Origin of the sequence: Hahella sp. NBU794, from assembly GCF_050749805.1 — a bacterium.
Lineage (GTDB): Bacteria > Pseudomonadota > Gammaproteobacteria > Pseudomonadales > Oleiphilaceae > Hahella.
In genome coordinates, this window is record NZ_CP192738.1 from 1,487,271 (window position 1) to 1,508,073 (window position 20,803).

20 protein-coding genes are annotated in these 20,803 nt (G+C 50.9%); 16 read left to right on the forward strand and 4 right to left on the reverse strand.

The genetic code is table 11. The features are described 5' to 3' along the window. Positions 1-55: 55 nt before the first annotated feature. From ACQYWX_RS06690 to map, 4 genes are all read right to left on the reverse strand, one after another. On the reverse strand, positions 56-406 hold the full coding sequence (locus ACQYWX_RS06690) for an ArsC family reductase (RefSeq protein ID WP_431688297.1): 351 nt from the start codon (positions 404-406) through the stop codon (positions 56-58). A 65-nt stretch (positions 407-471) separates the two neighbouring features. Then, complete coding sequence (gene dapC, locus ACQYWX_RS06695) at positions 472-1,665, reverse strand: succinyldiaminopimelate transaminase (RefSeq protein ID WP_431688298.1); 1,194 nt, start codon at positions 1,663-1,665, stop codon at positions 472-474. Positions 1,666-1,709: 44 nt separating this feature from the next. Beyond that, entirely contained in the window at positions 1,710-4,430 is a 2,721-nt protein-coding gene (locus ACQYWX_RS06700; RefSeq protein ID WP_431688299.1) for a [protein-PII] uridylyltransferase, read from the reverse strand. A gap of 16 nt (positions 4,431-4,446) precedes the next feature. After that, complete coding sequence (map, locus tag ACQYWX_RS06705; RefSeq protein ID WP_431688300.1) at positions 4,447-5,217, reverse strand: type I methionyl aminopeptidase; 771 nt, start codon at positions 5,215-5,217, stop codon at positions 4,447-4,449. A gap of 364 nt (positions 5,218-5,581) precedes the next feature. On the opposite strand from map, the gene rpsB reads away from it, so the two are divergent. The 16 genes from rpsB to ACQYWX_RS06785 all read left to right on the forward strand — a co-directional run bounded on the left by rpsB (position 5,582) and on the right by ACQYWX_RS06785 (position 20,753). Beyond that, positions 5,582-6,343: a 30S ribosomal protein S2 gene (rpsB, locus tag ACQYWX_RS06710; protein WP_216735005.1), complete on the forward strand. Its 762-nt coding sequence runs from the start codon at positions 5,582-5,584 to the stop codon at positions 6,341-6,343. Positions 6,344-6,427: 84 nt separating this feature from the next. After that, positions 6,428-7,288: a translation elongation factor Ts gene (gene tsf, locus ACQYWX_RS06715; RefSeq protein WP_216735004.1), complete on the forward strand. Its 861-nt coding sequence runs from the start codon at positions 6,428-6,430 to the stop codon at positions 7,286-7,288. Between the two features lie 135 nt (positions 7,289-7,423). Continuing rightward, positions 7,424-8,158 (forward strand): UMP kinase, encoded by a 735-nt coding sequence (gene pyrH, locus ACQYWX_RS06720; protein WP_011398989.1) that lies wholly within the window; start codon positions 7,424-7,426, stop codon positions 8,156-8,158. A 4-nt stretch (positions 8,159-8,162) separates the two neighbouring features. Further along, positions 8,163-8,720 carry a ribosome recycling factor gene (gene frr, locus ACQYWX_RS06725; protein WP_216735003.1) on the forward strand — a complete coding sequence of 186 codons (558 nt, stop codon included), beginning with the start codon at positions 8,163-8,165 and terminating at the stop codon, positions 8,718-8,720. A gap of 33 nt (positions 8,721-8,753) precedes the next feature. Continuing rightward, positions 8,754-9,578, forward strand: coding sequence for a polyprenyl diphosphate synthase (uppS, locus tag ACQYWX_RS06730; protein ID WP_216735002.1), 825 nt, complete (start codon positions 8,754-8,756; stop codon positions 9,576-9,578). 2 nt (positions 9,579-9,580) lie between these two features. After that, entirely contained in the window at positions 9,581-10,411 is an 831-nt protein-coding gene (locus ACQYWX_RS06735; protein WP_216735001.1) for a phosphatidate cytidylyltransferase, read from the forward strand. A 4-nt stretch (positions 10,412-10,415) separates the two neighbouring features. Then, positions 10,416-11,627 carry a 1-deoxy-D-xylulose-5-phosphate reductoisomerase gene (gene ispC / locus ACQYWX_RS06740; RefSeq protein ID WP_431688301.1) on the forward strand — a complete coding sequence of 404 codons (1,212 nt, stop codon included), beginning with the start codon at positions 10,416-10,418 and terminating at the stop codon, positions 11,625-11,627. Between the two features lie 42 nt (positions 11,628-11,669). After that, positions 11,670-13,022 (forward strand): RIP metalloprotease RseP, encoded by a 1,353-nt coding sequence (gene rseP, locus ACQYWX_RS06745; protein WP_431688302.1) that lies wholly within the window; start codon positions 11,670-11,672, stop codon positions 13,020-13,022. Positions 13,023-13,066: 44 nt separating this feature from the next. Next, positions 13,067-15,385, forward strand: coding sequence for an outer membrane protein assembly factor BamA (gene bamA, locus ACQYWX_RS06750; RefSeq protein ID WP_279503187.1), 2,319 nt, complete (start codon positions 13,067-13,069; stop codon positions 15,383-15,385). Positions 15,386-15,577: 192 nt separating this feature from the next. Further along, positions 15,578-16,090: an OmpH family outer membrane protein gene (locus tag ACQYWX_RS06755; protein ID WP_127969051.1), complete on the forward strand. Its 513-nt coding sequence runs from the start codon at positions 15,578-15,580 to the stop codon at positions 16,088-16,090. Between the two features lie 19 nt (positions 16,091-16,109). After that, a complete protein-coding gene (gene lpxD / locus ACQYWX_RS06760; RefSeq protein ID WP_431688303.1) occupies positions 16,110-17,156 on the forward strand; it encodes a UDP-3-O-(3-hydroxymyristoyl)glucosamine N-acyltransferase in 1,047 nt (348 codons plus the stop codon). Positions 17,157-17,260: 104 nt separating this feature from the next. After that, positions 17,261-17,695 carry a 3-hydroxyacyl-ACP dehydratase FabZ gene (fabZ, locus tag ACQYWX_RS06765; protein ID WP_011398979.1) on the forward strand — a complete coding sequence of 145 codons (435 nt, stop codon included), beginning with the start codon at positions 17,261-17,263 and terminating at the stop codon, positions 17,693-17,695. Beyond that, entirely contained in the window at positions 17,695-18,468 is a 774-nt protein-coding gene (lpxA, locus tag ACQYWX_RS06770) for an acyl-ACP--UDP-N-acetylglucosamine O-acyltransferase (protein ID WP_216734996.1), read from the forward strand. The genes fabZ and lpxA overlap by 1 nt, the downstream gene beginning before the upstream one ends. A gap of 9 nt (positions 18,469-18,477) precedes the next feature. Continuing rightward, on the forward strand, positions 18,478-19,668 hold the full coding sequence (lpxB, locus tag ACQYWX_RS06775) for a lipid-A-disaccharide synthase (RefSeq protein ID WP_431688304.1): 1,191 nt from the start codon (positions 18,478-18,480) through the stop codon (positions 19,666-19,668). A gap of 1 nt (position 19,669) precedes the next feature. Then, positions 19,670-20,278 (forward strand): ribonuclease HII, encoded by a 609-nt coding sequence (gene rnhB, locus ACQYWX_RS06780; protein ID WP_431688305.1) that lies wholly within the window; start codon positions 19,670-19,672, stop codon positions 20,276-20,278. A gap of 31 nt (positions 20,279-20,309) precedes the next feature. Then, the gene (locus tag ACQYWX_RS06785) at positions 20,310-20,753 is read left to right on the forward strand and encodes a DUF4124 domain-containing protein (RefSeq protein WP_279503192.1); all 444 of its coding nucleotides are present in this window, start codon (positions 20,310-20,312) and stop codon (positions 20,751-20,753) included. Positions 20,754-20,803: the final 50 nt, after the last annotated feature.

The window sequence follows — 20,803 nt, forward strand, 5'->3', positions numbered from 1 at the left end:
AGTGTTTAATGTCTTTGAATGTCTGTTGCTCCGGAGTCGGGAGACTGCAATTCATTCAGGCGTATTTTTCCAGTTGGGATGGTGTGAAGCCTGTAAGGATGTCTCCTGATGGCGTCTCGATTACCGGGCGTTTGATAACGGAGCTGTGCTCCGACAGTAATTCTTTTGTCCTGGCCCCTGATTCTATATCGGACTTATCTGAGTCCGAGAGTTTGCGCCAAGTGGTCCCTCTTTTGTTGACTAACGTTTCCACGCCGACTGCGTTAAGCCAGGCTTCCAGGTTGTCTTGGGGAACACCGGACTTTTTAAAGTCGTGAAAAGTATATTCAATACTATTGGCTTCCAACCACTTTCGGGCTTTCTTTACGGTGTCGCAGTTGCTGATTCCGTACACTTTCAAACTCATTGGACCATTTCACCTGTTGTTTTACGGTTGTACCCGCTTTGAGTTGCGCGCTCGTAACGAGCTGTTCACAGTGATTCTATAAATGACTTGATGCGCTGGGCGGCCTCAATGCATTCATCCACTGAGGCGACTAGCGCCATGCGGACGCGTCCTGCTCCTGGATTGACGCTTTGCTGCTCACGCCCCAGAAAACGTCCGGGTAAAACAGTGAGGTTTTTCTCCGCATAAAGACGTTGTGCAAAGATATCGTCAGGAATTGGCGTCTGCGCCCAGAAGTAAAAGGCGGCGTCAGGCATCTCAAGTGGCCAGCACGGAGCAAGTATCTCCTTGAAGCTATGAAATTTGCTTACATACTGGGCGCGATTTTGTCGTACATGTTCCTCGTCGCTCCAAAGTGCTATGGAGGCAAGCTGCGTCGGGATGGGCATTGAGCAGCCATGGTAAGTGCGGTAACGAAGAAACTCTCGAAGTATGTTCGCATCCCCTGCAACGAAACCTGATCTGAGCCCCGGAACGTTTGAGCGTTTTGACAAGCTGTGAAATACGACGCAACGGCGATAATCCTGTCTGCCCAATTTGGCGCAGGCTTCCAGTAAGCCAATAGGCGCGGCGGGCTCATCGAAATAAATCTCCGAGTAGCACTCGTCTGAAGCAATAATGAAATTGTACTCATCAGCCAGGGAGATCAGTTTCTGTAGTGTCTCAGCAGGGATAACGCGACCGGTCGGGTTGCCAGGAGAGCAAAGAAACAGGAGCTGGCAGCGTCGCCAAATGGAGCTTGGGACGGAGTCAAAGTCCGGGATGAAACCATTGCTTGCGTCACAAGGCAAAAAATAGGGCTCAGCCCCTGCCAGGTAAGCGGCTCCTTCATATATTTGGTAAAACGGATTTGGGCTGACGACAAGGGCGTCCTGGGTAGGATCGATAACCGCCTGCGCAAAGGCGAACAGGGCTTCTCGAGTGCCATTGACTGGCAATACTTGAGACTCCGGATCTATTCCTCCCGCCAGATAGAAGCGTTTCTCAAGCCAACTGGCGATGGCTTGGCGGAGCTCGGGCTCCCCCTTGGTCGTGGGATAGCGTGAAAGAGCGCTCATATTATTCCGCAGCACGTCCAGGGCGAACTCTGGCGGCGCGTGTTTGGGCTCGCCGATAGAAAGCGCTATATGGGGCAGATGCTCTGGCGGTTGGGCGGATTGCTTCAGCTGCGCCAGTTTTTCAAACGGGTACGGCTGTAGACGAAAAAGGTTTGGGTTCATATCTTTGTCGTTACTCCAGAGCCTGTCGTCAATCAGGGAGATGACTATAGTTCTTTACTGTTCTGTTGGTCCAATTGCCCGCAGATATCGTCGCGCAATGTTCGGCATAGCTCAGGGTCGCTCAAGGGAGCCCCATCAATATCTGTCAGAACGAAAACGTCTTCCACTCGCTCGCCAAGCGTTGCGATGCGGGCTGTGACGAGTTCGACCTCATGCTCCAGCAGAATGCTGCCGATACGGGCGAGCAGCCCCGGGCGGTCTGGAGTGATAATCTCCATGACCGTGCGTTGGTTAACGGTGTCATTGCTGAAAGTGACTTCAGTCGGAAAGTAAAAATGTTTCAGCTGTCGGGGCGTCCGCCGCTTGATGACATTAGGGTAGTGTTCGGGGTTGCTTAACTCCCTTTCCAAACGCTGGGAGATCTGCTTCTTGCTGACTGAGCCGCTTGTGTCCGCATCAGCGCTGCTGACCACAAATGAGCCAAGACTGAATCTGTCAGTGGCGCAGTTAATGCGGGCTTCGGCAATGTTCAGGCGTAGTTGCTCCAGCGTGGCGGTGGTGGCGGCGAATAAGTCGTCGCGAGCCCGCTGATACACCATGATTTGCATGAAGCCTTCCGCTTCACCGCCCTTGGCGTCGCGAATTAATACGAGCGGCTCTGTGGAGTCGCCATGCCGAATGATGGCGGCGGTCTGCCATGCTATCTCTCCGGTGGAGTCCTGCAAAAAATATTCTTCTTCCAGAGCGTCCCAGATGGCGTCGATATTGTCGTCGCCAAAATCCTGCGAGTGTAGTATCTCGCGGGCTTCGGTCTGGGTGTCCGCCACCCACTGACTGCGGTCGGGCGGTGTATCCAGGCCGCGGCGGATTGCACGTTTGGTTTCGCTGTAGAGCTGTCGCAAAAGAGCTGCGCGCCAGGTGTTCCATAATTTGGGGTTGGTGGCGCTGATGTCGCAAACGGTCAGTGTATAGAGGTAGTCCAGATGTATTTGCGAGTCGATCTTGCTGGCGAACTCATGAATCACTTCAGGGTCTGATGGATCTTTGCGTTGCGCCGTCATCGACATCAACAAATGGTTGCGCACCAGCCACGCCACCAAGCTGGTGTCCCGCTGGCTGAGATGATGCCTTTTACAGAACGCCTCAACATCTTCTGCGCCCAGTTCCGAATGATCGCCGCCGCGTCCTTTGGCTATGTCGTGGTATATGCCGGCAATGTATAGAAGCTCAAGCTTGGGCAGTCGATACACCAGTCGGGTCGCCAATGGGTAATCTTTGACGCTTTCGGGGTTGCGCAGGCGGATCATGTTGCGAATCACATGAATAGTGTGCGCATCCACGGTGTAAATATGGAATAGGTCGTGCTGCATCTTGCCGACAATGCGACCAAATTCCGGGAGATACTTGCCTAGCACGCCATAGCGCTTCATGGACGAAAGTGTGCGATGCAGGGCGTGAGGCGTTTTTAAAATCTCCATGAATAGAGATGTGTTGGCCAGGTCGCTGCGGAACTTGTCGTCTATCAAGTGTCGGTGCGCTCTGATCGCCCGGATGGTGTTGGCGCGAATACCTCTGACCTGAGGGCTTTGCGCCATCAGAAGAAAAACTTCCACTAAGGCGAAAGGCTGGTAGGCGAAGGTCTGGTTGTTGATGGCCTCTATATAGTCATTGCGGATATGAAAGCGCCTATTGAGCGGTACGATGACTTCCTCGTCATCGGCATGCAGGATAATTTCGTCGAAGTATTGCAGCACCACGTCGTTAAGTTCGCCTAGCGCCATGGCGTAGCGGTAGTACTCCTGCATCATCTGTTCGACGCCGAGTTCATCTTCGCGGTCAATATATCCCAATAGATTGGCCAGTGAGCGTTGATGGTCGAACAGCAGTCTGTTTTCGTTACGTCCCGCCAGCATCTGCAAGCCGTACCTTAGGCGCCAAAGATAGGCTTCGCCCTCGCGCAAAGTGCTGTACTCATCGGCTGTCAGGAAATCGTAAGCTGCTTCGCTGTCGCTGCTTTCATTACAGAAATGGCGTTTGGTGATCCAGCCGATAGTCTGAATATCACGCAGTGTGCCTGGGGATGTCTTGATGTTGGGCTCAAGATTATATTCGGTATCGCCGTACTTCTGATGCCTTTCCAGCTGCTCGTCTCGCTTGGCGCTGAAAAAGCGTTGGTCCGTCCAGGATTCATCTGAATAAGCGCGACGACTGAGCTGGCCCCGAAGCTGTGGCGCCCCCGCTAGAGTGCGGGTTTCCAGTAAGTTCGTGGCGATGGTGATATCTGTCGCCGCTTTGGCTATCGACTCCGATACCGTGCGGACGCTATGGCCAATGTCGAGGTTGAGGTCCCACAGCAGGGTAATGAATCCTTCAATCGCGGGACCGAATTCGCTGATATCGGCGTCATCATCAAGCAGGATTAATAAATCAATGTCAGAGTGGGGGAGGAGCTCGTTGCGCCCATACCCACCGACCGCAAGAAGGCATATTTTATCTGGATCAGACCAGTCTGCGCCTAGCCACAAGGCTTTGAGCACCTGATCAATATAGGCGGCCCGGCCGGAAACCAGCTCTCTGATAGGGGCGCCGGATTTGAATTGTTCGTGCAGTCGCTCTGCGGCGCTCTGTAGAGATTGCTTCAGAAAGCCCAGGGTGGGCTTTCCTTCTCTTAGAAGCGTGGCGTAGGCGTCGGCGTCAAATATGAGACGCGGATCAAGCCTGATTGGCGGCGCTTCCGTTAATGCCTGGTCGCTTTGTTCAGTCATAAACCGGATTTATTGACTAGAAAGACTCTTCGCTACGCTTGGTAAGAACTTCGTATCCGTCTGCGGTCACCAGGATGGTGTGCTCCCACTGAGCTGAAAGCTTATGGTCCTTGGTGACGACTGTCCAGCCGTCAGGAAGCAGTTTGCAGTGGCGCTTGCCCTGGTTGATCATTGGTTCAATGGTAAAAGTCATGCCTTCTTTGATCACCATGCCAGTTCCAGGCGTGCCGTAGTGCATTACCTGCGGCTCTTCGTGAAATACCGCGCCGATACCATGGCCGCAATACTCTCTTACAACCGAATAATGCTGGCTTTCCGCATATTGCTGGATGACATGGCCAATATCGCCAAGGCGAACCCCGGGCTTGACCAGCTCAATGCCCTTGTAAAGACATTCCTGGGTAACGCGCACGAGTCTCTCTGCGGCGATGGTGGGCTTGCCGACAAAAAACATCTTGCTGGTGTCGCCATGATAGCCATCTTTTATTACGGTGATGTCTATATTAACGGTGTCGCCGTTTTTCAGTACTTTTTTGTCGCTGGGTATGCCGTGACAAATAACATGGTTGACTGAGGTGCAGATGGATTTGGGGAACCCCTTGTAGTTCAGCGGAGCAGGTATAGCCTGTTGGACTTCAGTGATATATTTATGGCAAATCTCGTCCAGCTCGCCGGTAGTGACTCCTGGTTTCACATGCTCTTCAATCATTTCAAGCACTTCAGCCGCAAGACGGCCGGCGATGCGCATTTTTTCGATTTCTTCAGGGGTTTTGATGGTAACTTTCATGCTCGCTTCTGAGGGTTCCAACTGCCTGCAAGGGCAAAGTGTGATTCTGTTGATTGTAAACGCTGCCGTATTGTAACCGGTTCGCAGAGTGAATAAAAATCCGAGTTCTTTGCTAGGCTATCGTTTTCCTGCGTGCTTTGGTCGTTGAGGGCTCTGCGCTGGAGAGGCGGAGGGTGATTTTGGTCTTTAAAAAAACGGGTGTTTGTGGTATAAAGCGCGCCGGATTGAAATGCATCCTGAAATCAGGGGCGTTGAAACCATAAAAAACACACATGCGTCGACACATGTTTCGGGTGCCGCTTAAATGCGGTTGGAGCATGGGATGCATGGAGGTTAAACCCAAACATTTTAAAGAGTAAAAGATATGTCAGAAGTTTCAATGAGAGACCTGCTGAAGGCAGGCGTTCACTTCGGTCACCAGACTCGTTTCTGGAACCCCAAAATGCGCAAATATATCTTCGGTGCGCGTAACAAGATTCATATCATTAACTTGGAGCACACTGTACCTGCTCTGAATGATGCTCTGCGTTTCGTTTCCAATCTGGCTGAAAAGAAAAATAAAATTCTTTTCGTTGGCACTAAGCGTGCGGCCGGTAAGATCATTAAAGAAGAAGCGGATCGCGCCAGTATGCCTTATGTCAACCACCGCTGGTTGGGCGGCATGCTGACTAACTACAAAACCATCCGTCAATCCATCCGTCGCTACCGTGACCTGGAAACTCAGAGTCAAGACGGTACTTTCGACAAGCTGACCAAGAAAGAAGTGTTGATGCTGAATCGTGAGATGGACAAGCTGGAAAGAAGCATTGGCGGTATCAAAGATATGGGCGGTCTGCCTGACGCGCTTTTCGTGATCGACGTGGATCATGAGCGTATTGCTATCAAAGAAGCCAACAAGCTGGGTATTCCTGTTATCGGCGTAGTTGATACTAACAGCGATCCAGACGGCGTTGATTATGTTATTCCTGGTAACGACGACGCCATTCGCGCAATTCAAGTCTACGCCAAGGCTGTTGCTGACTCTTGCCTGGAAGGTCTGTCCTCTGCGGCGGGCAATGGCGATGAGTTCGTAGAAGTTAACGAAGCAGCTGCTTCCGCCGAAGAAGCTGCCGAAAAGTCAGAGTAATCTTAGGCATATAGAATGATCAAAAAGGGGACGATCTCCCCTTTTTTTTCAATTTTTCTGAACCTGACAAGTGAGGATTAAAAGATGGCGGCTATTTCAGCATCCATGGTAAAAGAACTGCGCGAGCGCACCGGTCTAGGCATGATGGAGTGCAAGAAGGCGCTTGTTGAGGCGGAAGGCGATATCGAGAAAGCGATTGAAGACCTTCGTAAAAGCAGCGGCATGAAGGCTGCTAAGAAAGCCGGCCGTGTATCCGCGGATGGCGTGGTTGCAGTTAAAGTCAGCGATGACAACAGCTATGCAGTTGTTGTTGAAGTGAACAGTGAAACTGACTTCGTTGCTCGTGACGAAAACTTCCTGGGCTTTGTTGGCGGCGTTGTTGGCGCAGCCTTTGACAAAAAGTCCGCTGACGTGGCGGCTCTGATGGAGTCTGGTCTGGAAGAGAAGCGCCAGGCTCTGGTTCAGAAAATTGGTGAAAACATCAATGTTCGTCGTGCTTCTATGTTGTCTTCCGATGTGGTTGGCGCATATGTTCACGGCAACAACCGTATTGCTGTTCTGGTTGCTCTGAATGGCGGCAGCGCTGAACTGGCCAAAGATATTGCTATGCACATCGCAGCAGTGAACCCGCAGTTCGTTTCTCGTGATGACGTTAGCGATGAAGTGATCGCTAAAGAGCGTGAAATTTACAAGGCGCAAGCTGATCAGAGCGGTAAGCCTGCAGAGATCGTCGACAAAATGGTTGACGGCCGCATCAACAAATTCCTGGCGGAAATTAGCTTGCTGGAGCAGGCTTTCGTTAAAGATCCTGACGTTAAAGTTGGCGATCTGGTGAAGAAAGCGGGCGCTCAGGTAGTTGCTATGGTGCGCTACGAAGTTGGTGAAGGTATTGAAAAAGAAGAAGTGGATTTCGCTGCAGAAGTTGCTGCTCAGCTGAAAGGCTAATTTCTTCTTTTTGTATGAATTTGTGGCGAGGGCGGTATACTCTGCTCTCGCCACATTAGTATCCGGAGGTTGTAAACAGCCTCTCAGCGTTTCTTCAACTTGCCAAGCTAGCGTGCAACACAGGTGAAACTACATATGCCCCCGTCTGCTCAAACTCAACCCAAATATAAGCGTGTACTGCTAAAACTCTCAGGTGAAGCGCTCATGGGAGAAGAGAACTTCGGAATAGATCCGAAAGTGCTCAATCGCATGGCGTTGGAAATTGGTCAGCTAATTGGTATAGGGGTTCAGGTCGGCCTGGTTATTGGGGGGGGGAACCTTTTCCGCGGTAAAGCACTGCAAGATGCGGGTATGGACAGAGTGACCGGCGACCATATGGGTATGCTGGCGACTGTAATGAATGCGCTGGCTATGAGGGATGCGCTGGAACGTTCCAATATCGCGACCCGTGTTATGTCCGCCATACCTATGAGCGGTGTTGTTGAGCATTATGATCGTCGCCGCGCTATTCGTGATTTAAAAGAAGGCGACGTGGTGATCTTCTGTGCTGGTACCGGCAACCCGTTTTTTACAACTGATTCCGCTGCCTGTCTGCGCGGTATTGAGATTGACGCGGACGTCGTCTTGAAGGCCACTAAAGTGGATGGCGTATACTCCGACGATCCTATGAAAGTGGCGGATGCAGTAAAATATGATCGACTCACCTATGATGAAGTGCTCGAGCGTAAGCTTGGAGTCATGGATCTAACAGCGATTTGTTTGTGTCGCGACCACGGTATGCCTGTGCGGGTATTTGATATGAATAAAGCTAGCGCGCTGATCAATATCGTGGTGGGTATGGAAGAAGGTACATTGATAGAGCGAGGGTAAAGCCATGATTAATGATATTAAGAAACAATCTGAACAAAAAATGAAAAAGTCCATGGAGGCGCTTGGTCATGCCTTCGCTAAGATTCGGACTGGTCGGGCTAACCCTGCGATTCTTGAATCGGTCATGGTTTCATACTACGGCTCTGACACGCCTTTGACCCAGGTCGCTAATGTGGTGGTTGAAGACGCCAGAACTCTGAGCGTAACGCCATGGGAAAAGAACATGGTGCCACAAATTGAAAAAGCCATTCTGAAGTCTGACTTGGGTCTTAACCCATCTACCGCTGGTACAGTCATTCGGGTGCCAATGCCTGCGTTGACGGAAGAGACTCGTAAGGAGTTGGTGAAGACGGCTCGCGGAGAGGCGGAAAACACCAGGGTGGCGATTCGTAATCTGCGCCGCGATGCTAACGCAGATATCAAAACACTGCTGAAAGACAAAGAAATTTCCGAAGACGAAGAGAAGCGCGGGCTGGACGATATCCAGAAGCTGACCGACAAGTATATTGCTGAGGTCGATCGCGTTCTTGCTGAAAAAGAAAAAGACCTGATGGCTGTATAAGTCATGAATGGCGGCTGGATGTTGGAGGGTTAAATGTCGACGGCTGATATTCCTTTGGTTGGAACCAGCAAACCTCGCCATGTGGCGATCATCATGGATGGTAATAATCGTTGGGCGAAGCAGCGTCGACTCCCTGGAGTTGCGGGTCACAAGGCTGGCGTTGATTCTGTGCGGGCCGTCGTTGAAACCTGCGCTCGTCACGGTGTGGAAGTGCTGACCTTGTTCGCTTTCAGTAGCGAAAACTGGCGTCGTCCCGAAGAAGAAGTGGGTGCGCTGATGCGCTTATTTCTTGTCGCGCTGCAACGTGAGGTTCGTAAACTTAATCGCAACAATATCCGGCTGCGAATCATTGGCGACCGTTCCAAATTTAATTCTACTCTGCAGCAACATATGCAGGACGCAGAAGGGTTAACCGCCGGCAACACAGGCATGACGCTGGCGATAGCGGCCAACTACGGCGGGCACTGGGATATTACTCAAGCGACCCGTCGTGTTGCTGAAAAAGTTGAGCGAGGCGAGCTTCGCGCTGCTGATATTGATGATCACCTGATCCAGCAGTATGTCGAATTGGGTGATCTTCCTCCTCCTGATCTGTGTATCCGCACCGCGGGTGAGCAGAGAATCAGTAATTTCCTTTTATGGCAGCTTGCCTACACGGAACTGTATTTCGCGGATGTGTTCTGGCCAGATTTCCGTACGGAGCAGATGGAGTTGGCGTTAGCTGCATATAGCCACCGGAAAAGACGGTTTGGGCAAACTGACGACCAAGTTGATCGTCGCTTGGCGGAAGATGGCGGGTCTCAGGCTGAGCATCCATCCTCTTTCGAATTCGCTACTAATCCAGCTGCAAAGCGTTAATTGTGCTAAAACAAAGAATAATCACTGCGTTGATTCTCCTGCCTTTATTTCTGGCGGGAGTGGCGCTGACCGATGTGTTTGGTTTTTCTCTTTTTATTGGGGCGATTGTTACCTTGGCGGCGTGGGAGTGGGCGCAGATTTGCGGTCTCACGTCTCAAACTTCCCGAGTGAGTTACGCAGCCATGACGGCGGTTGTATTGCTGGCCTGTTCTCATTTGCCCGCCATGTTGATTCTCTCCATTGCGTTGATTTGGTGGATAGGCGCATTGGCGATAGTTCTAACATACCCTGCATCTAAAGCTTTCTGGACGCCATCTATGACCCGGGCTGTCGCCGGGTTATTAATCCTGGCCCCGGCTTGGAAGGCGCTGGTGGCGATTCGCGGCGGGGTGTTTGTGCTTGAGCCTGGCTTCGACACAAAGTGGATAATCCTCTATATCTTTCTCATCGTTTGGTTTGCCGATGTTGGCGCTTACTTTGCTGGTAAGACTTTCGGTAAGAACAAGCTTGCCCCTCATGTCAGTCCTGGAAAATCATGGGAAGGCGCAGTGGGTGGGATGCTGGCTGTTTCGGTTTTGCCTTTCGCAATGAACTCGTTTTTGACTCTTACCTTACCTCAGCTTGTTGTGCTTTGGATGATGACCCTGTCAGCTGCAATTTTTTCCGTTGTGGGCGACTTGATAGAAAGTCTTGGTAAGCGCTTTGTTGGCCTGAAAGACAGCAGTCAAATTCTTCCAGGACATGGCGGTATTTTTGATCGCATTGACAGTGTTACGGCTGCGGCTCCTGTATTCCTAGTGCTAGCCATGTTTTCAGGCTGGATGCAGGGGTAGGTTTATGAAGCGAGTTACTGTTTTAGGAGCTACGGGCTCTATTGGGCGCAGCACCCTGGATGTGATGGCCCGTCATTCCGATCGGTATGAGCTTTACGCCGCCACGGCTCACAGTAACCTGGACGAGCTCCTTTCTATCTGCATTAAACATCGGCCAAAATTCGCTATATTGGCGACTGATGCGGGCGCAGCGGATTTTAAGCAGCGCCTTCGTGACTCAGGCCTCTCTACTGAGGTTAGAGTGGGCGTTGAGGCTATGTGCGAGGCGTCGTCCGCTAAGGATGTTGATGTTGTCGTTGCCGCTATAGTCGGAGCGGCTGGATTGACTCCCACATTAGCGGCGGTGAACTCCGGAAAGCGTATACTGCTCGCCAACAAAGAGGCGCTGGTAATGACTGGCGGGCTGTTCATGGACGCTGTGAGAAAGCATGGCGCTGAACTCCTTCCTATTGATAGTGAGCATAATGCGATATACCAATGCCTGCCAGAGGCGGCGCAACGCTTAAACGATTCTGCATCACTTGCTGCACATGGGGTTACTCGTGTCCTGTTGACTGCGTCCGGGGGCCCGTTTCGCCACTTTTCTCGTGAGCAATTACAGCAGGTAACGCCGGAGCAGGCGTGTAAGCACCCGAACTGGTCTATGGGGCGTAAAATTTCAGTTGATTCCGCGAGCTTGATGAACAAGGGGTTGGAGTTGATCGAAGCATGCTGGTTGTTCGATCTGGCTCCAGGCTCTGTTCAAGTGCATTTGCATCCTGAGTCGATAATCCACTCCATGGTTGAGTATGTGGATGGTTCTATTTTGGCTCAGATGGGCAACCCGGATATGCGTACGCCTATCGCCTATGGGTTGGCGTGGCCGGAACGGGTCGATGCAGGTGTTGAGCCGTTAGATCTGTTTTCTATTGGGAAGCTGCACTTCGAAAAGCCGGATAAGGCGCGTTTTCCCTGTTTGAGGCTGGCTGAAGAAGCCTTTGCACTTGGTGGAACTGCGCCGGCGGTAGTTAACGCTGCCAACGAGGTGGCGGTAGATGCGTTTCTTCAAGGCGGCATCCGGTTCGTCGATATTCCCGTTGTTATTGAAAAGAGTTTGCTGAAAGGTTCTATTGTGCGAGCGGATTCTGTCGAAACTGTAATTGAAGCTGACAGAGTAGCCCGTCAATATGCCTCGAAAGCCATTAATGAGTTGGCTGGCGGAGTTGTCATTCCGTAAGTCTCACTAGAAGGTCGCTCAGATATATTTACAATAGAGAGCATGGAATTTTTTCAAAAAGCCTTAGCGTTTATAGTTACATTGGGGGTGCTGGTCACCATCCATGAATTCGGTCACTTTTGGGTGGCGCGGCGCTGTGGCGTCAAAATTTTGCGGTTCTCCGTTGGCTTTGGATCTCCTCTGCTGACATGGCGGGATAAGCAAGGCACTGAATTTGTGATTGCTGCCTTACCTTTGGGCGGCTATGTCAAAATGCTGGATGAGAGGGAAGGTGATGTCTCTGCTGAAGAAAGACATCTGACTTTCAATCAGCAGGCGGTGGGCAAGCGTATAGCCATCGCGGCGGCTGGGCCTGTGGCGAACTTTATATTCGCTGTCTTCGCCTACTGGTGTATGTTTGTGCTCGGTATCCAAACATTGGCTCCGGTCGTAGGAAGCGTATCTATCAATTCTCCTGCGCAGCAGGCAGGGATTGTCGCGGGCGCGGAGCTGACCAGCGTTGATGGTTCTCCGGTATATAGCTGGGGCGACGTCAACATGCAGTTGGTCGGGCGTCTTGGTGATACTGGCGCTATTGAATTCGGTTATCGCCTCCCTGACGAAAGTCTCCCTCACGACGCGACTGTGCCGATTAATGATTGGCTTATCGGAAAAGTTGAGCCTAACCCTGTATTGGAACTGGGAATGAGGAGCTTCGTTCCTGATGCGCCTGCGGTGGTTCACGGCGTGACTCAGGGCGGACGCGCTCAGCAAGGAGGGATGGAGCCTGGCGATAGAATTGTGGCGGTTGAAGGCCGCCCTGTCGGCAACTGGTCTGACTTTGTTCGTGAAATAAAAGCGTCTCCTGAAAAACAATTAACGTTGTCCCTGGAAAGAGCTGGTCGGTCGCTGGATATTAGCGTTCGCCCCGAGGCAAGGGAGCACAATGGTGAGACCTACGGCGTAATTGGGGCGGAGGCGAAAGCGACTGAATGGCCGCCTGGAATGCTGCGCGACGTGAAGTATTCGCCATTTGTGGCGGTAGGCAAGGCGCTGGAAGAGACCTGGGATATGTCTCTACTGACGTTGACTGCGCTGAAAAAAATCGTAACCGGACGGATTTCGGTCGAAAATCTTGGCGGGCCTCTCACCATTGCTTCGGCTGCCGGAATCTCTGCTAAATCCGGTTTGGAGGCGTTTCTTGGCTTTCTTGCATATTTAAGTATTAGTCTGGGTATCCTGAATTTGTTGCCAATACCGGTATTGGATGGCGGGCATTTATTGTATTATTTTGTCGAACTTATTCGGGGCAAACCCTTATCTGAAGAAAAACAACAGCTTGGGATAAAAGTCGGGATGGCCCTCATTGCTTTCGTAATGTTGTTAGCGTTCTATAACGACCTCTCCAAATTGTAGTAAATAATGCTGAATCTTCGGCTCCCATCACGTGTGTTGATTACATGAGAGTATTGCTTTTTATCTTTGTTTGGCTCACGGCCGCTTTTTCTTACGCTGCAGATGATCAATTCGACATTTCCGATATTCGAGTGGATGGTTTGCAACGAGTGTCCGCTGGAAGCGTCTTTACCGCGTTCCCTGTCAATGTGGGAGAGAGCGTTGACTCAAAGAAGCTTGCGGACGCTACCCGCTCGCTTTTTAAGACGGGACTGTTTACCGATATCAAGCTGAGCCGGGAAGGCGATGTGCTGATCATCAATGTGACTGAGCGTCCATCGATTAGCAAGATTGAAGTTGAGGGAAATAAAAACCTACCCACCGAAGATTTAATGGAAGGCCTTAAGTCCGCCAAGCTTTCGGAAGGGGAGGTGTTTCAACGCTCGACGCTGGAGCGTATTGAGCTGGAAATTTTGCGCAGCTATGTCGCGCAGGGGCGCTACAATGCTTCTGTGAAAGCGGAAGTGGAGGAGTTGCCCCGTAACCGCGTGCAGTTGAATATCAAAATCAAGGAAGGTCCGGTTTCAGCCATCCAGCATATTAATTTTGTCGGTAATAACGCCTTTTCGGATGACGAGTTGCGCGATCTTATGCAGCTCAAGTTAACCGGGTTTTGGGCGTCAATTTTCAGCAGTGATAAGTACTCCAAGCAGAAATTGAATGGCGACTTGGAGCGTATTCGCTCACATTACCTGGATAATGGATACATCAAGTTCAGTATCGAATCTACGCAGGTCTCCGTTTCTCCAGATAAAGAGCAAGTGTTCATCACGGTTAACGTGAATGAAGGGCCTCAGTACAAAATTCGCGACATTGCTTTAAAGGGCGACTTGAAAGTCGAAGAAGAAGAGTTACGCAAGCTGATTGTAGTGAAACCTGGCGATACATTCTCCCGTCAGCTCCTTACGGTAACATCGGACATCATTTCCAAACGTCTGGGGAACGATGGTTATACATTCGCGAGTGTGAATGCTATTCCTGAACCGCACGACGATAATACCGCTTCGGTTACCTTTTATGTTGAACCGGGCCGTCGTACATATGTGCGCCGAGTCAACTTCAGCGGCAACACTTCAACCAGCGATGAGGTGCTGCGTCAGGAAATGGTGCAGATGGAGTCTGCGGCAGCTTCGACAGACTTGATCGAAGCGTCCAAATCCAGACTGGAGCGTTTAGGGTTCTTCAAAACCGTTACTGTGGAAACGCCTCTGGTTCCTGGAACCAACGATCAGATAGATGTGAACTATTCTGTGGAAGAGCAGCCTACCGGCAGCCTTTCCGCAAGTTTGGGCTACTCGCAGGATGGCGGCGCGACTGTCGGCGCCAGTGTGGCGGAGAAGAACTTCCTGGGAACGGGCCGTCGGGTGTCATTCGGGGTTAACAAAAGCAAGAGCGTTCAGAGCGCCAACTTCTCATACACCAACCCATATTATACCGTTGATGGGGTAAGCAGAGGCTTCAGTCTGTTTTACAAGGAAACAGACTATGACGATGATGACAATGATGTCGCCGCATATTTGAAAGACAGCATGGGCGGCTCCGTTAACTTCGGTTATCCAATTGATAGATTCTCAAGGCTGACCTTTAGCTCAGGCTATACTCACACCCGTATTAAGCTGCCCAAGTACCCTGTTCAGGAAATCTCTGATTTCACTAATGAATTTGGCTCTAGCTACAGCTTCTTTGATTTGTCCGCCGGGTGGAGCCGCTCCACTCTAAACAAAGGCTTATTCCCAACGTCGGGTAACTCGCAGTCTTTCTCTGTGAAGGTCACGTTACCAGAGTTGAGTGACTACAATTTCTACAAGTTGAACTACAACAACACCCAATACTTCCCGTTGTCAGAAGACCAGGAGTGGGCGCTTAAGTTAAGAGCTGACTTGGGGTATGGCGATGGGTATGGCGACAATGATCGCTTGCCGTTTTTTGAGCATTACTATGCTGGCGGATTTGGATCTATACGCGGCTTCAAGGCCAATACGCTAGGACCAAAGAGTACGCCGCATCCTAGTAATCCGGACAGAGATCAGGATCCCTTTGGCGGTAATGTACAGGTTGAGTCCAGCCTTGAGTTGATAGTGCCTTTTATCTTTGTAAAAGACCGTTCTCAGATCCGTAGTGTAGTGTTTTTGGATGGCGGAAATGTGTTCGACACAGCTAGGGGATACGATCCCTCCTTCGATGAGCTTCGTTTTTCTGCTGGCGTCGCGATGACGTGGGTAACACCTATCGGTCCTTTGTCCTTCAGTCTCGGAAGAGCCCTGAACGACAAGGAAGGCGATAAAACCCAATTCTTCCAGTTCTTGCTGGGGCAAACGTTCTAAAGAACGAAATGATTTTCCTGGCGCGTCGCCTAGTACGCGCGCAGGATTTTTCTGGTCTTTGCGGCATATAACCGAGACAGTGAAGGCTTGGCGGTGTTAGCCAAGTTACGCAGAACTCTATAAACTCTGCGTCCTCACTGGTGGTTTCCAGTCAGCCGATAGAGATAAATGTTTAAGTTTAAGGAGCCCAATATGAAATTGATTCGAATTGCCGCTTTGGCGTTGGCGTTAGTAAGCACAGGATACGCTGGAATGGTGAGTGCGGCTCAGAAAGTGGCGGTAGTTGACTTGCGTACGGCGTTGCTTTCTTCTCAAGCGGCCAAAAAGTTTGGCGAGAATCTTAAGAAAGATTTTGCTGACGAAGAAGCCAGATTAAGAGAAGTTGGCGAGCAGGCGCAGAAAATGCAGGAGCGCTTGAAAAAAGACTCCGCCATCATGAGTGAAACTGAGCGCACTAAGCTTAATGCAGAGCTGGAAGAAAAAGCGCAGGAATTCAATTTTCTGAAAAACAAATATCAATCTGCGATCTCTAAGCGGGAAGAACTGTTTTTGCAGGAATCCAAGCCCAAGGTTGACGACGCGCTGAAGAAAATAGCGGAAAAAGAGAAAGTGGATGTCATCTTACCCAGCAAATTGGCGGTGTACGCTAATCCTTCTCTGGATTTGACTGCAAAGTTGATCGAAGCGCTTAACAGCGCCAAATAAGTTTCAGAGGCTGGAGTTCATGGGTAAGACAGACCTTTCATATACGCTGGCGGATATCGCTTCTCGGATTGGCGCTGAGCTGCGGGGCGATGGCTCAGTAGAAGTGAAAGGGCTGGCGACGTTGCAAAAGGCTCAGGCTGGACAGATCAGTTTTTTGGCTAACAAGAACTATCTAAAGCATTTGAAAGATACTTGCGCATCCGCCGTCATCCTTCCATCCAGCCTCGCTGATCAGTGTTCGACCAATGTACTGATGATGGAAAACTCATACTTCGGGTATGCTCTTTGTAGTCAGTTGTTTGCCCCTCAATGGTCGAGTATGAGTGGCGTATCTACCTCCGCCGTTGTATCAGAAAGCGCCAAACTTGGCGACGGCGTGACCATTGGATCGAATGCAGTCGTTGAGGACGACGCGGAGATAGGCGATGGGGTGGTTGTTGGCCCCGGTTGTTATATCGGCGTGGGTTCTGTCGTTGGAGCGAATACTCAGCTACGTCCCAATGTTACTGTCTACCACGGCGTGAGTATTGGTGCGAGAGTGCTTATCCATAGCGGCGCTGTTATTGGCTCTGATGGCTTTGGTTTTGCTCCTAATAGGGGAGACTGGGCCAAAATCGCCCAGCTTGGTGGTGTTGTTATTGGCGACGATGTTGAAATAGGCGCCAATACAACGATCGACCGTGGCGCATTGGATGACACGGTCATCGAAACCGGGGCGAAGTTGGACAACCAGATACAAATCGCCCACAACGTCAGAGTTGGCGCATATACTGTTATTGCGGCCTGTGTAGGCGTTTCGGGAAGCTCGTCGATAGGCAAGCATTGCATGATCGGTGGCGGCGTAGGCATTGCCGGCCATCTGGAAATAGCGGATCAGGTGCAAATTACGGGAATGACATTGGTGACTCATAATATTAAAGAGCCAGGAATTTATTCTTCTGGCACTGCGGTTGAGCCCAATGCTTCGTGGCGAAAAAATGTGGCCCGTTTCCGACAGTTGGATCAGTTGGCGCGTAGGGTCAGGGTGCTGGAACAGGGCGGCCGCCGAAAGTCCGATGCGGATTGAAAGCGAACTGTAAAGGATCGAGAATCCGGGCCAACGGCTCTGTATAATCGATATTCATAAACTTATCCGGCATTGTGCAATCATGTTGTTGAGGCTTTCCAAATATGGAAATTAATGAAATTAAAGAATACTTACCTCACAGATACCCATTCCTGTTAGTGGACCGGGTGCTGGAGATTAAGCCGGGCGAGTTTATTGCTGGTGTGAAGAACATCACTTACAACGAACCGCAATTTACCGGTCACTTCCCTGATCACCCTATTATGCCTGGCGTGCTTATTATTGAGGCAATGGCTCAGGTGGCCGGAATTCTTGGGTTTGTCACCACAGGCAAAAAACCTGCGGATGGTTATACCTACTATTTGGCCGGGACGGATAAAGTGCGCTTTAAAAAGCCTGTCGTTCCAGGAGATCAATTGCGTCTAGAAGCGGAAATTGTGACTGACAAGCGCGGCATATGGAAATTCGCCTGCCGGGCGCTGGTTGATGGAAATGTCGTTTGCAGCGCGGAAATTTTAACTGCTGAGAGAAGGCTTTAATGTCCATTCACCCTCAGGCGATTGTTGAACAGGGAGCCAAAATCGCCGCTGATGCGGAGATTGGGCCATGGAGTTATATCGGAGCCGATGTTGAAATTGGCTCTGGGACAGTGGTCAATTCTCACGTAGTGATCAAAGGCCCCACAAAGATAGGAAAGAACAACCGTATCTTCCAATTCGCCAGCGTGGGAGAGGAATGTCAGGACAAAAAGTACAATGGCGAGCCTACCGTTTTAGAGATCGGCGACAATAACGTCATCCGTGAGAGCTGCACGATTCATCGAGGGACTGTTCAAGATCTCGGCGCTACTAAGATTGGCAGTAATAACCTTTTCATGGCGTACGTTCATGTCGCTCATGACTGTGTGGTTGGAAATAACTGTATTCTGGCGAATATGACGACCCTCGCAGGGCATGTGTATATTGGCGATTGGGCGATTCTCGGCGGCGGAACCATGGTGCACCAGTTTTGCAAGATTGGTGAGCACAGCATGTGTGCTGGCGGCAGTATCGTTTTGAAGGATATCCCTGCTTATATCATGGCGGGAGGACAATCCGCTAAGGCTCATGGTCTGAATGTCGAGGGATTGAAGCGTCGGGGCTTCTCCAGTGAGATAATCCTGGAGTTGCGCCGTGCTTATAAGACGCTGTACCGACAAGGATTAACGCTTGAGCAAGCAATAGAGAAGCTTAAAGCGCCAGCCGAGGAGTTTGCCGAAGTAGGCGTCTTCCTACGCAGCGTACAATCCTCTGCCCGAGGCATCGTTAGATAGTCGCCTAAAATGACGCCCATATCACAACGACCGATTCGCATCGGCATTGTCGCCGGAGAGGCTTCCGGCGACTTGTTGGGGGCGGGCCTGATGCAAGAATTAAAGGCCCTATACCCTCAGGCGACTTTTGAAGGTATCGGCGGTGAGCGGATGCTGAAAGAAGGATTTAACACCTTCTTTCAAATGGAGCGCCTTTCAATTATGGGATTGGTGGAGGTGCTTGGCAGGCTGCCGGAATTATTGGCTATGCGCCGCCGCATAGTTGAGCACTTTACCGCGAACCCTCCCGATCTTTTTCTTGGTATTGACTCCCCAGATTTCACTATCGGCATCGAATTAAAGCTGCGTCAGGCGGGAATTAAGACCGCTCACTACGTTAGCCCTTCTGTGTGGGCCTGGCGACAGAATCGTGTCTTCAAAATCGCCAAAGCAGTTGATCTGATGCTGACGCTGCTGCCTTTCGAGGCGCGCTTTTACCGCGAGCATAATGTGCCGGTAAAATTTGTTGGGCATCCTTTGGCGGAAATTATTCCGCTTCATCCCGATAAAGTGGCAATGCGCCATGAACTTGGTATTGATGCGTCGGGTGAAGTTGTCGCTGTGTTGCCCGGCTCCAGAGGCGGTGAGGTCTCTCGCTTGGGGCCCACTTTTATTGAAACCATTGCTTGGCTGCATCAACGACGCCCTGATGTTCGATTTCTGATTCCCGCCGCCAATCAAGCGCGAAGAGTGCAAATAGAGCAACAGCTGCAATCTCATGGCGGCCGACTACCTGTTACTCTGATTGATCAGCATTCACGTGAATGCATGATGGCTGCGGACGCTATACTGCTGGCCTCAGGAACAGCGACGCTTGAAGCGATGTTGGTGAAGCGCCCGATGGTAGTGGCCTATAAGCTTGCGACGCTCAGCTACTGGATTATGCGGCGCTTATTGAAAGCAAAGTATATCTCTTTACCGAACCTGCTGGCGGATAGAGCTTTGGTCCCTGAGCTGATTCAACACGACGCTACGCCTTCCAAGCTGGGAGGCGCGTTACTAAAAGAGCTGGACGTGGAGCGGCGAAGAAGTCTTGAAGGCGAGTTTGAAGGATTGCACAAGCTCATACGGCAAAACGCTAGTGTGGTCGCGGCGCGGGCCATTGCAGAGTTAATTGAAAAAGGGCGTGCCGAGGCTCAAGGCGCCAAAGAAGGACAATAACATGAGTAATTCGCAGATTGGTCTGTTCGATCAGGAAACTGACGAGCTTGTAGCTGGCGTCGACGAGGTTGGCAGGGGGCCTTTGGCTGGCCCTGTCGTGGCGGCGGCGGTTATATTAAATCCAGAAAAGCCTATTGAAGGCCTGAATGACTCTAAAAAACTAAGTCATCGTCAGCGGGTTGCGTTGTCACAGGAAATTAGAGAAAAAGCGCTGGCGTGGGCGACGGGGTGGGCTACTGTCGAAGAGATTGATCAAATTAATATCTTGCAGGCTTCGTTGCTGGCGATGCAGCGCGCCGTAGCAGGCTTGCAGGTTACGCCGGATTTGGCTCTGATAGACGGTAACAAAATCCCCAAGTTGGAGATGCCAGCGGAAGCGATTGTTAAAGGCGATAGCAAAGTGGCGGCCATTGCGGCGGCTTCTATACTAGCTAAAGTAGAGCGTGACGAAGAACTGGATAGATTAGACGCAATTTTCCCTGGGTACGGGCTGGCGGGGCATAAAGGTTATCCAACGGCTCAGCATTTATCCGCGTTGAAGGAGCTGGGGGTGACGGAAATACATCGGCGCAGCTATAAGCCGGTACAGCAGTTATTGCAAGGTGACTAAAGTGGCTAGGCACATCGTTAGAAATCCTCCCATGAGCGGCATAGCCGTTGCGCTGCTATTCTGCTTTGGCGCGTCTGCGCAGGCGGAAATCTATAAATGGGTCGATGAGCATGGCGAAGTACATTTCAGCGATACGCGCCAGCATAAGGACGCCAAAGTCATCAAAGTTCAGCCCAATGTTTCGGATGCGCAAAAGCGTGATGCGGAGCAGGTCGGACAGCGTTACCAGCGTATCTATGAGCAGTATAAAGTGGAGGAAGCCGCGCGGGTCGCTCATGAAAAAGAGCGCGCGGCTCAAAAAGCCAAATTAGATAATTACTGTGCGGAGCTTAGAAAGGATATCAATCAGATTGACCAGGGATACGCCTTTGCGCGCATTAAAGATGACGGCACGCCTGAGTATGTCTCTGACGAAGAAATTGCTCAGCGGCGCAGTAAGTTGCAGGCGTTATATCAGGAAAAGTGTGCGCCGTAGCATTCGTTAAAAAGAAAAGAGGGCTTGAAGCCCTCTTTTTTTATGTCTGA

What these genes read in the sequence shown, in the direction of transcription:
- ACQYWX_RS06690 (WP_431688297.1), bottom strand. Translation starts at nt 406, where the DNA reads ATGAGTTTGAAAGTGTACGGAATCAGCAACTGCGACACCGTAAAGAAA.
- dapC (WP_431688298.1), bottom strand. Translation starts at nt 1,665, where the DNA reads ATGAACCCAAACCTTTTTCGTCTACAGCCGTACCCGTTTGAAAAACTG.
- ACQYWX_RS06700 (WP_431688299.1), bottom strand. Translation starts at nt 4,430, where the DNA reads ATGACTGAACAAAGCGACCAGGCATTAACGGAAGCGCCGCCAATCAGG.
- map (WP_431688300.1), bottom strand. Translation starts at nt 5,217, where the DNA reads ATGAAAGTTACCATCAAAACCCCTGAAGAAATCGAAAAAATGCGCATC.
- rpsB (WP_216735005.1), top strand. Translation starts at nt 5,582, where the DNA reads ATGTCAGAAGTTTCAATGAGAGACCTGCTGAAGGCAGGCGTTCACTTC.
- tsf (WP_216735004.1), top strand. Translation starts at nt 6,428, where the DNA reads ATGGCGGCTATTTCAGCATCCATGGTAAAAGAACTGCGCGAGCGCACC.
- pyrH (WP_011398989.1), top strand. Translation starts at nt 7,424, where the DNA reads ATGCCCCCGTCTGCTCAAACTCAACCCAAATATAAGCGTGTACTGCTA.
- frr (WP_216735003.1), top strand. Translation starts at nt 8,163, where the DNA reads ATGATTAATGATATTAAGAAACAATCTGAACAAAAAATGAAAAAGTCC.
- uppS (WP_216735002.1), top strand. Translation starts at nt 8,754, where the DNA reads ATGTCGACGGCTGATATTCCTTTGGTTGGAACCAGCAAACCTCGCCAT.
- ispC (WP_431688301.1), top strand. Translation starts at nt 10,416, where the DNA reads ATGAAGCGAGTTACTGTTTTAGGAGCTACGGGCTCTATTGGGCGCAGC.
- rseP (WP_431688302.1), top strand. Translation starts at nt 11,670, where the DNA reads ATGGAATTTTTTCAAAAAGCCTTAGCGTTTATAGTTACATTGGGGGTG.
- bamA (WP_279503187.1), top strand. Translation starts at nt 13,067, where the DNA reads ATGAGAGTATTGCTTTTTATCTTTGTTTGGCTCACGGCCGCTTTTTCT.
- ACQYWX_RS06755 (WP_127969051.1), top strand. Translation starts at nt 15,578, where the DNA reads ATGAAATTGATTCGAATTGCCGCTTTGGCGTTGGCGTTAGTAAGCACA.
- lpxD (WP_431688303.1), top strand. Translation starts at nt 16,110, where the DNA reads ATGGGTAAGACAGACCTTTCATATACGCTGGCGGATATCGCTTCTCGG.
- fabZ (WP_011398979.1), top strand. Translation starts at nt 17,261, where the DNA reads ATGGAAATTAATGAAATTAAAGAATACTTACCTCACAGATACCCATTC.
- lpxA (WP_216734996.1), top strand. Translation starts at nt 17,695, where the DNA reads ATGTCCATTCACCCTCAGGCGATTGTTGAACAGGGAGCCAAAATCGCC.
- lpxB (WP_431688304.1), top strand. Translation starts at nt 18,478, where the DNA reads ATGACGCCCATATCACAACGACCGATTCGCATCGGCATTGTCGCCGGA.
- rnhB (WP_431688305.1), top strand. Translation starts at nt 19,670, where the DNA reads ATGAGTAATTCGCAGATTGGTCTGTTCGATCAGGAAACTGACGAGCTT.
- ACQYWX_RS06785 (WP_279503192.1), top strand. Translation starts at nt 20,310, where the DNA reads ATGAGCGGCATAGCCGTTGCGCTGCTATTCTGCTTTGGCGCGTCTGCG.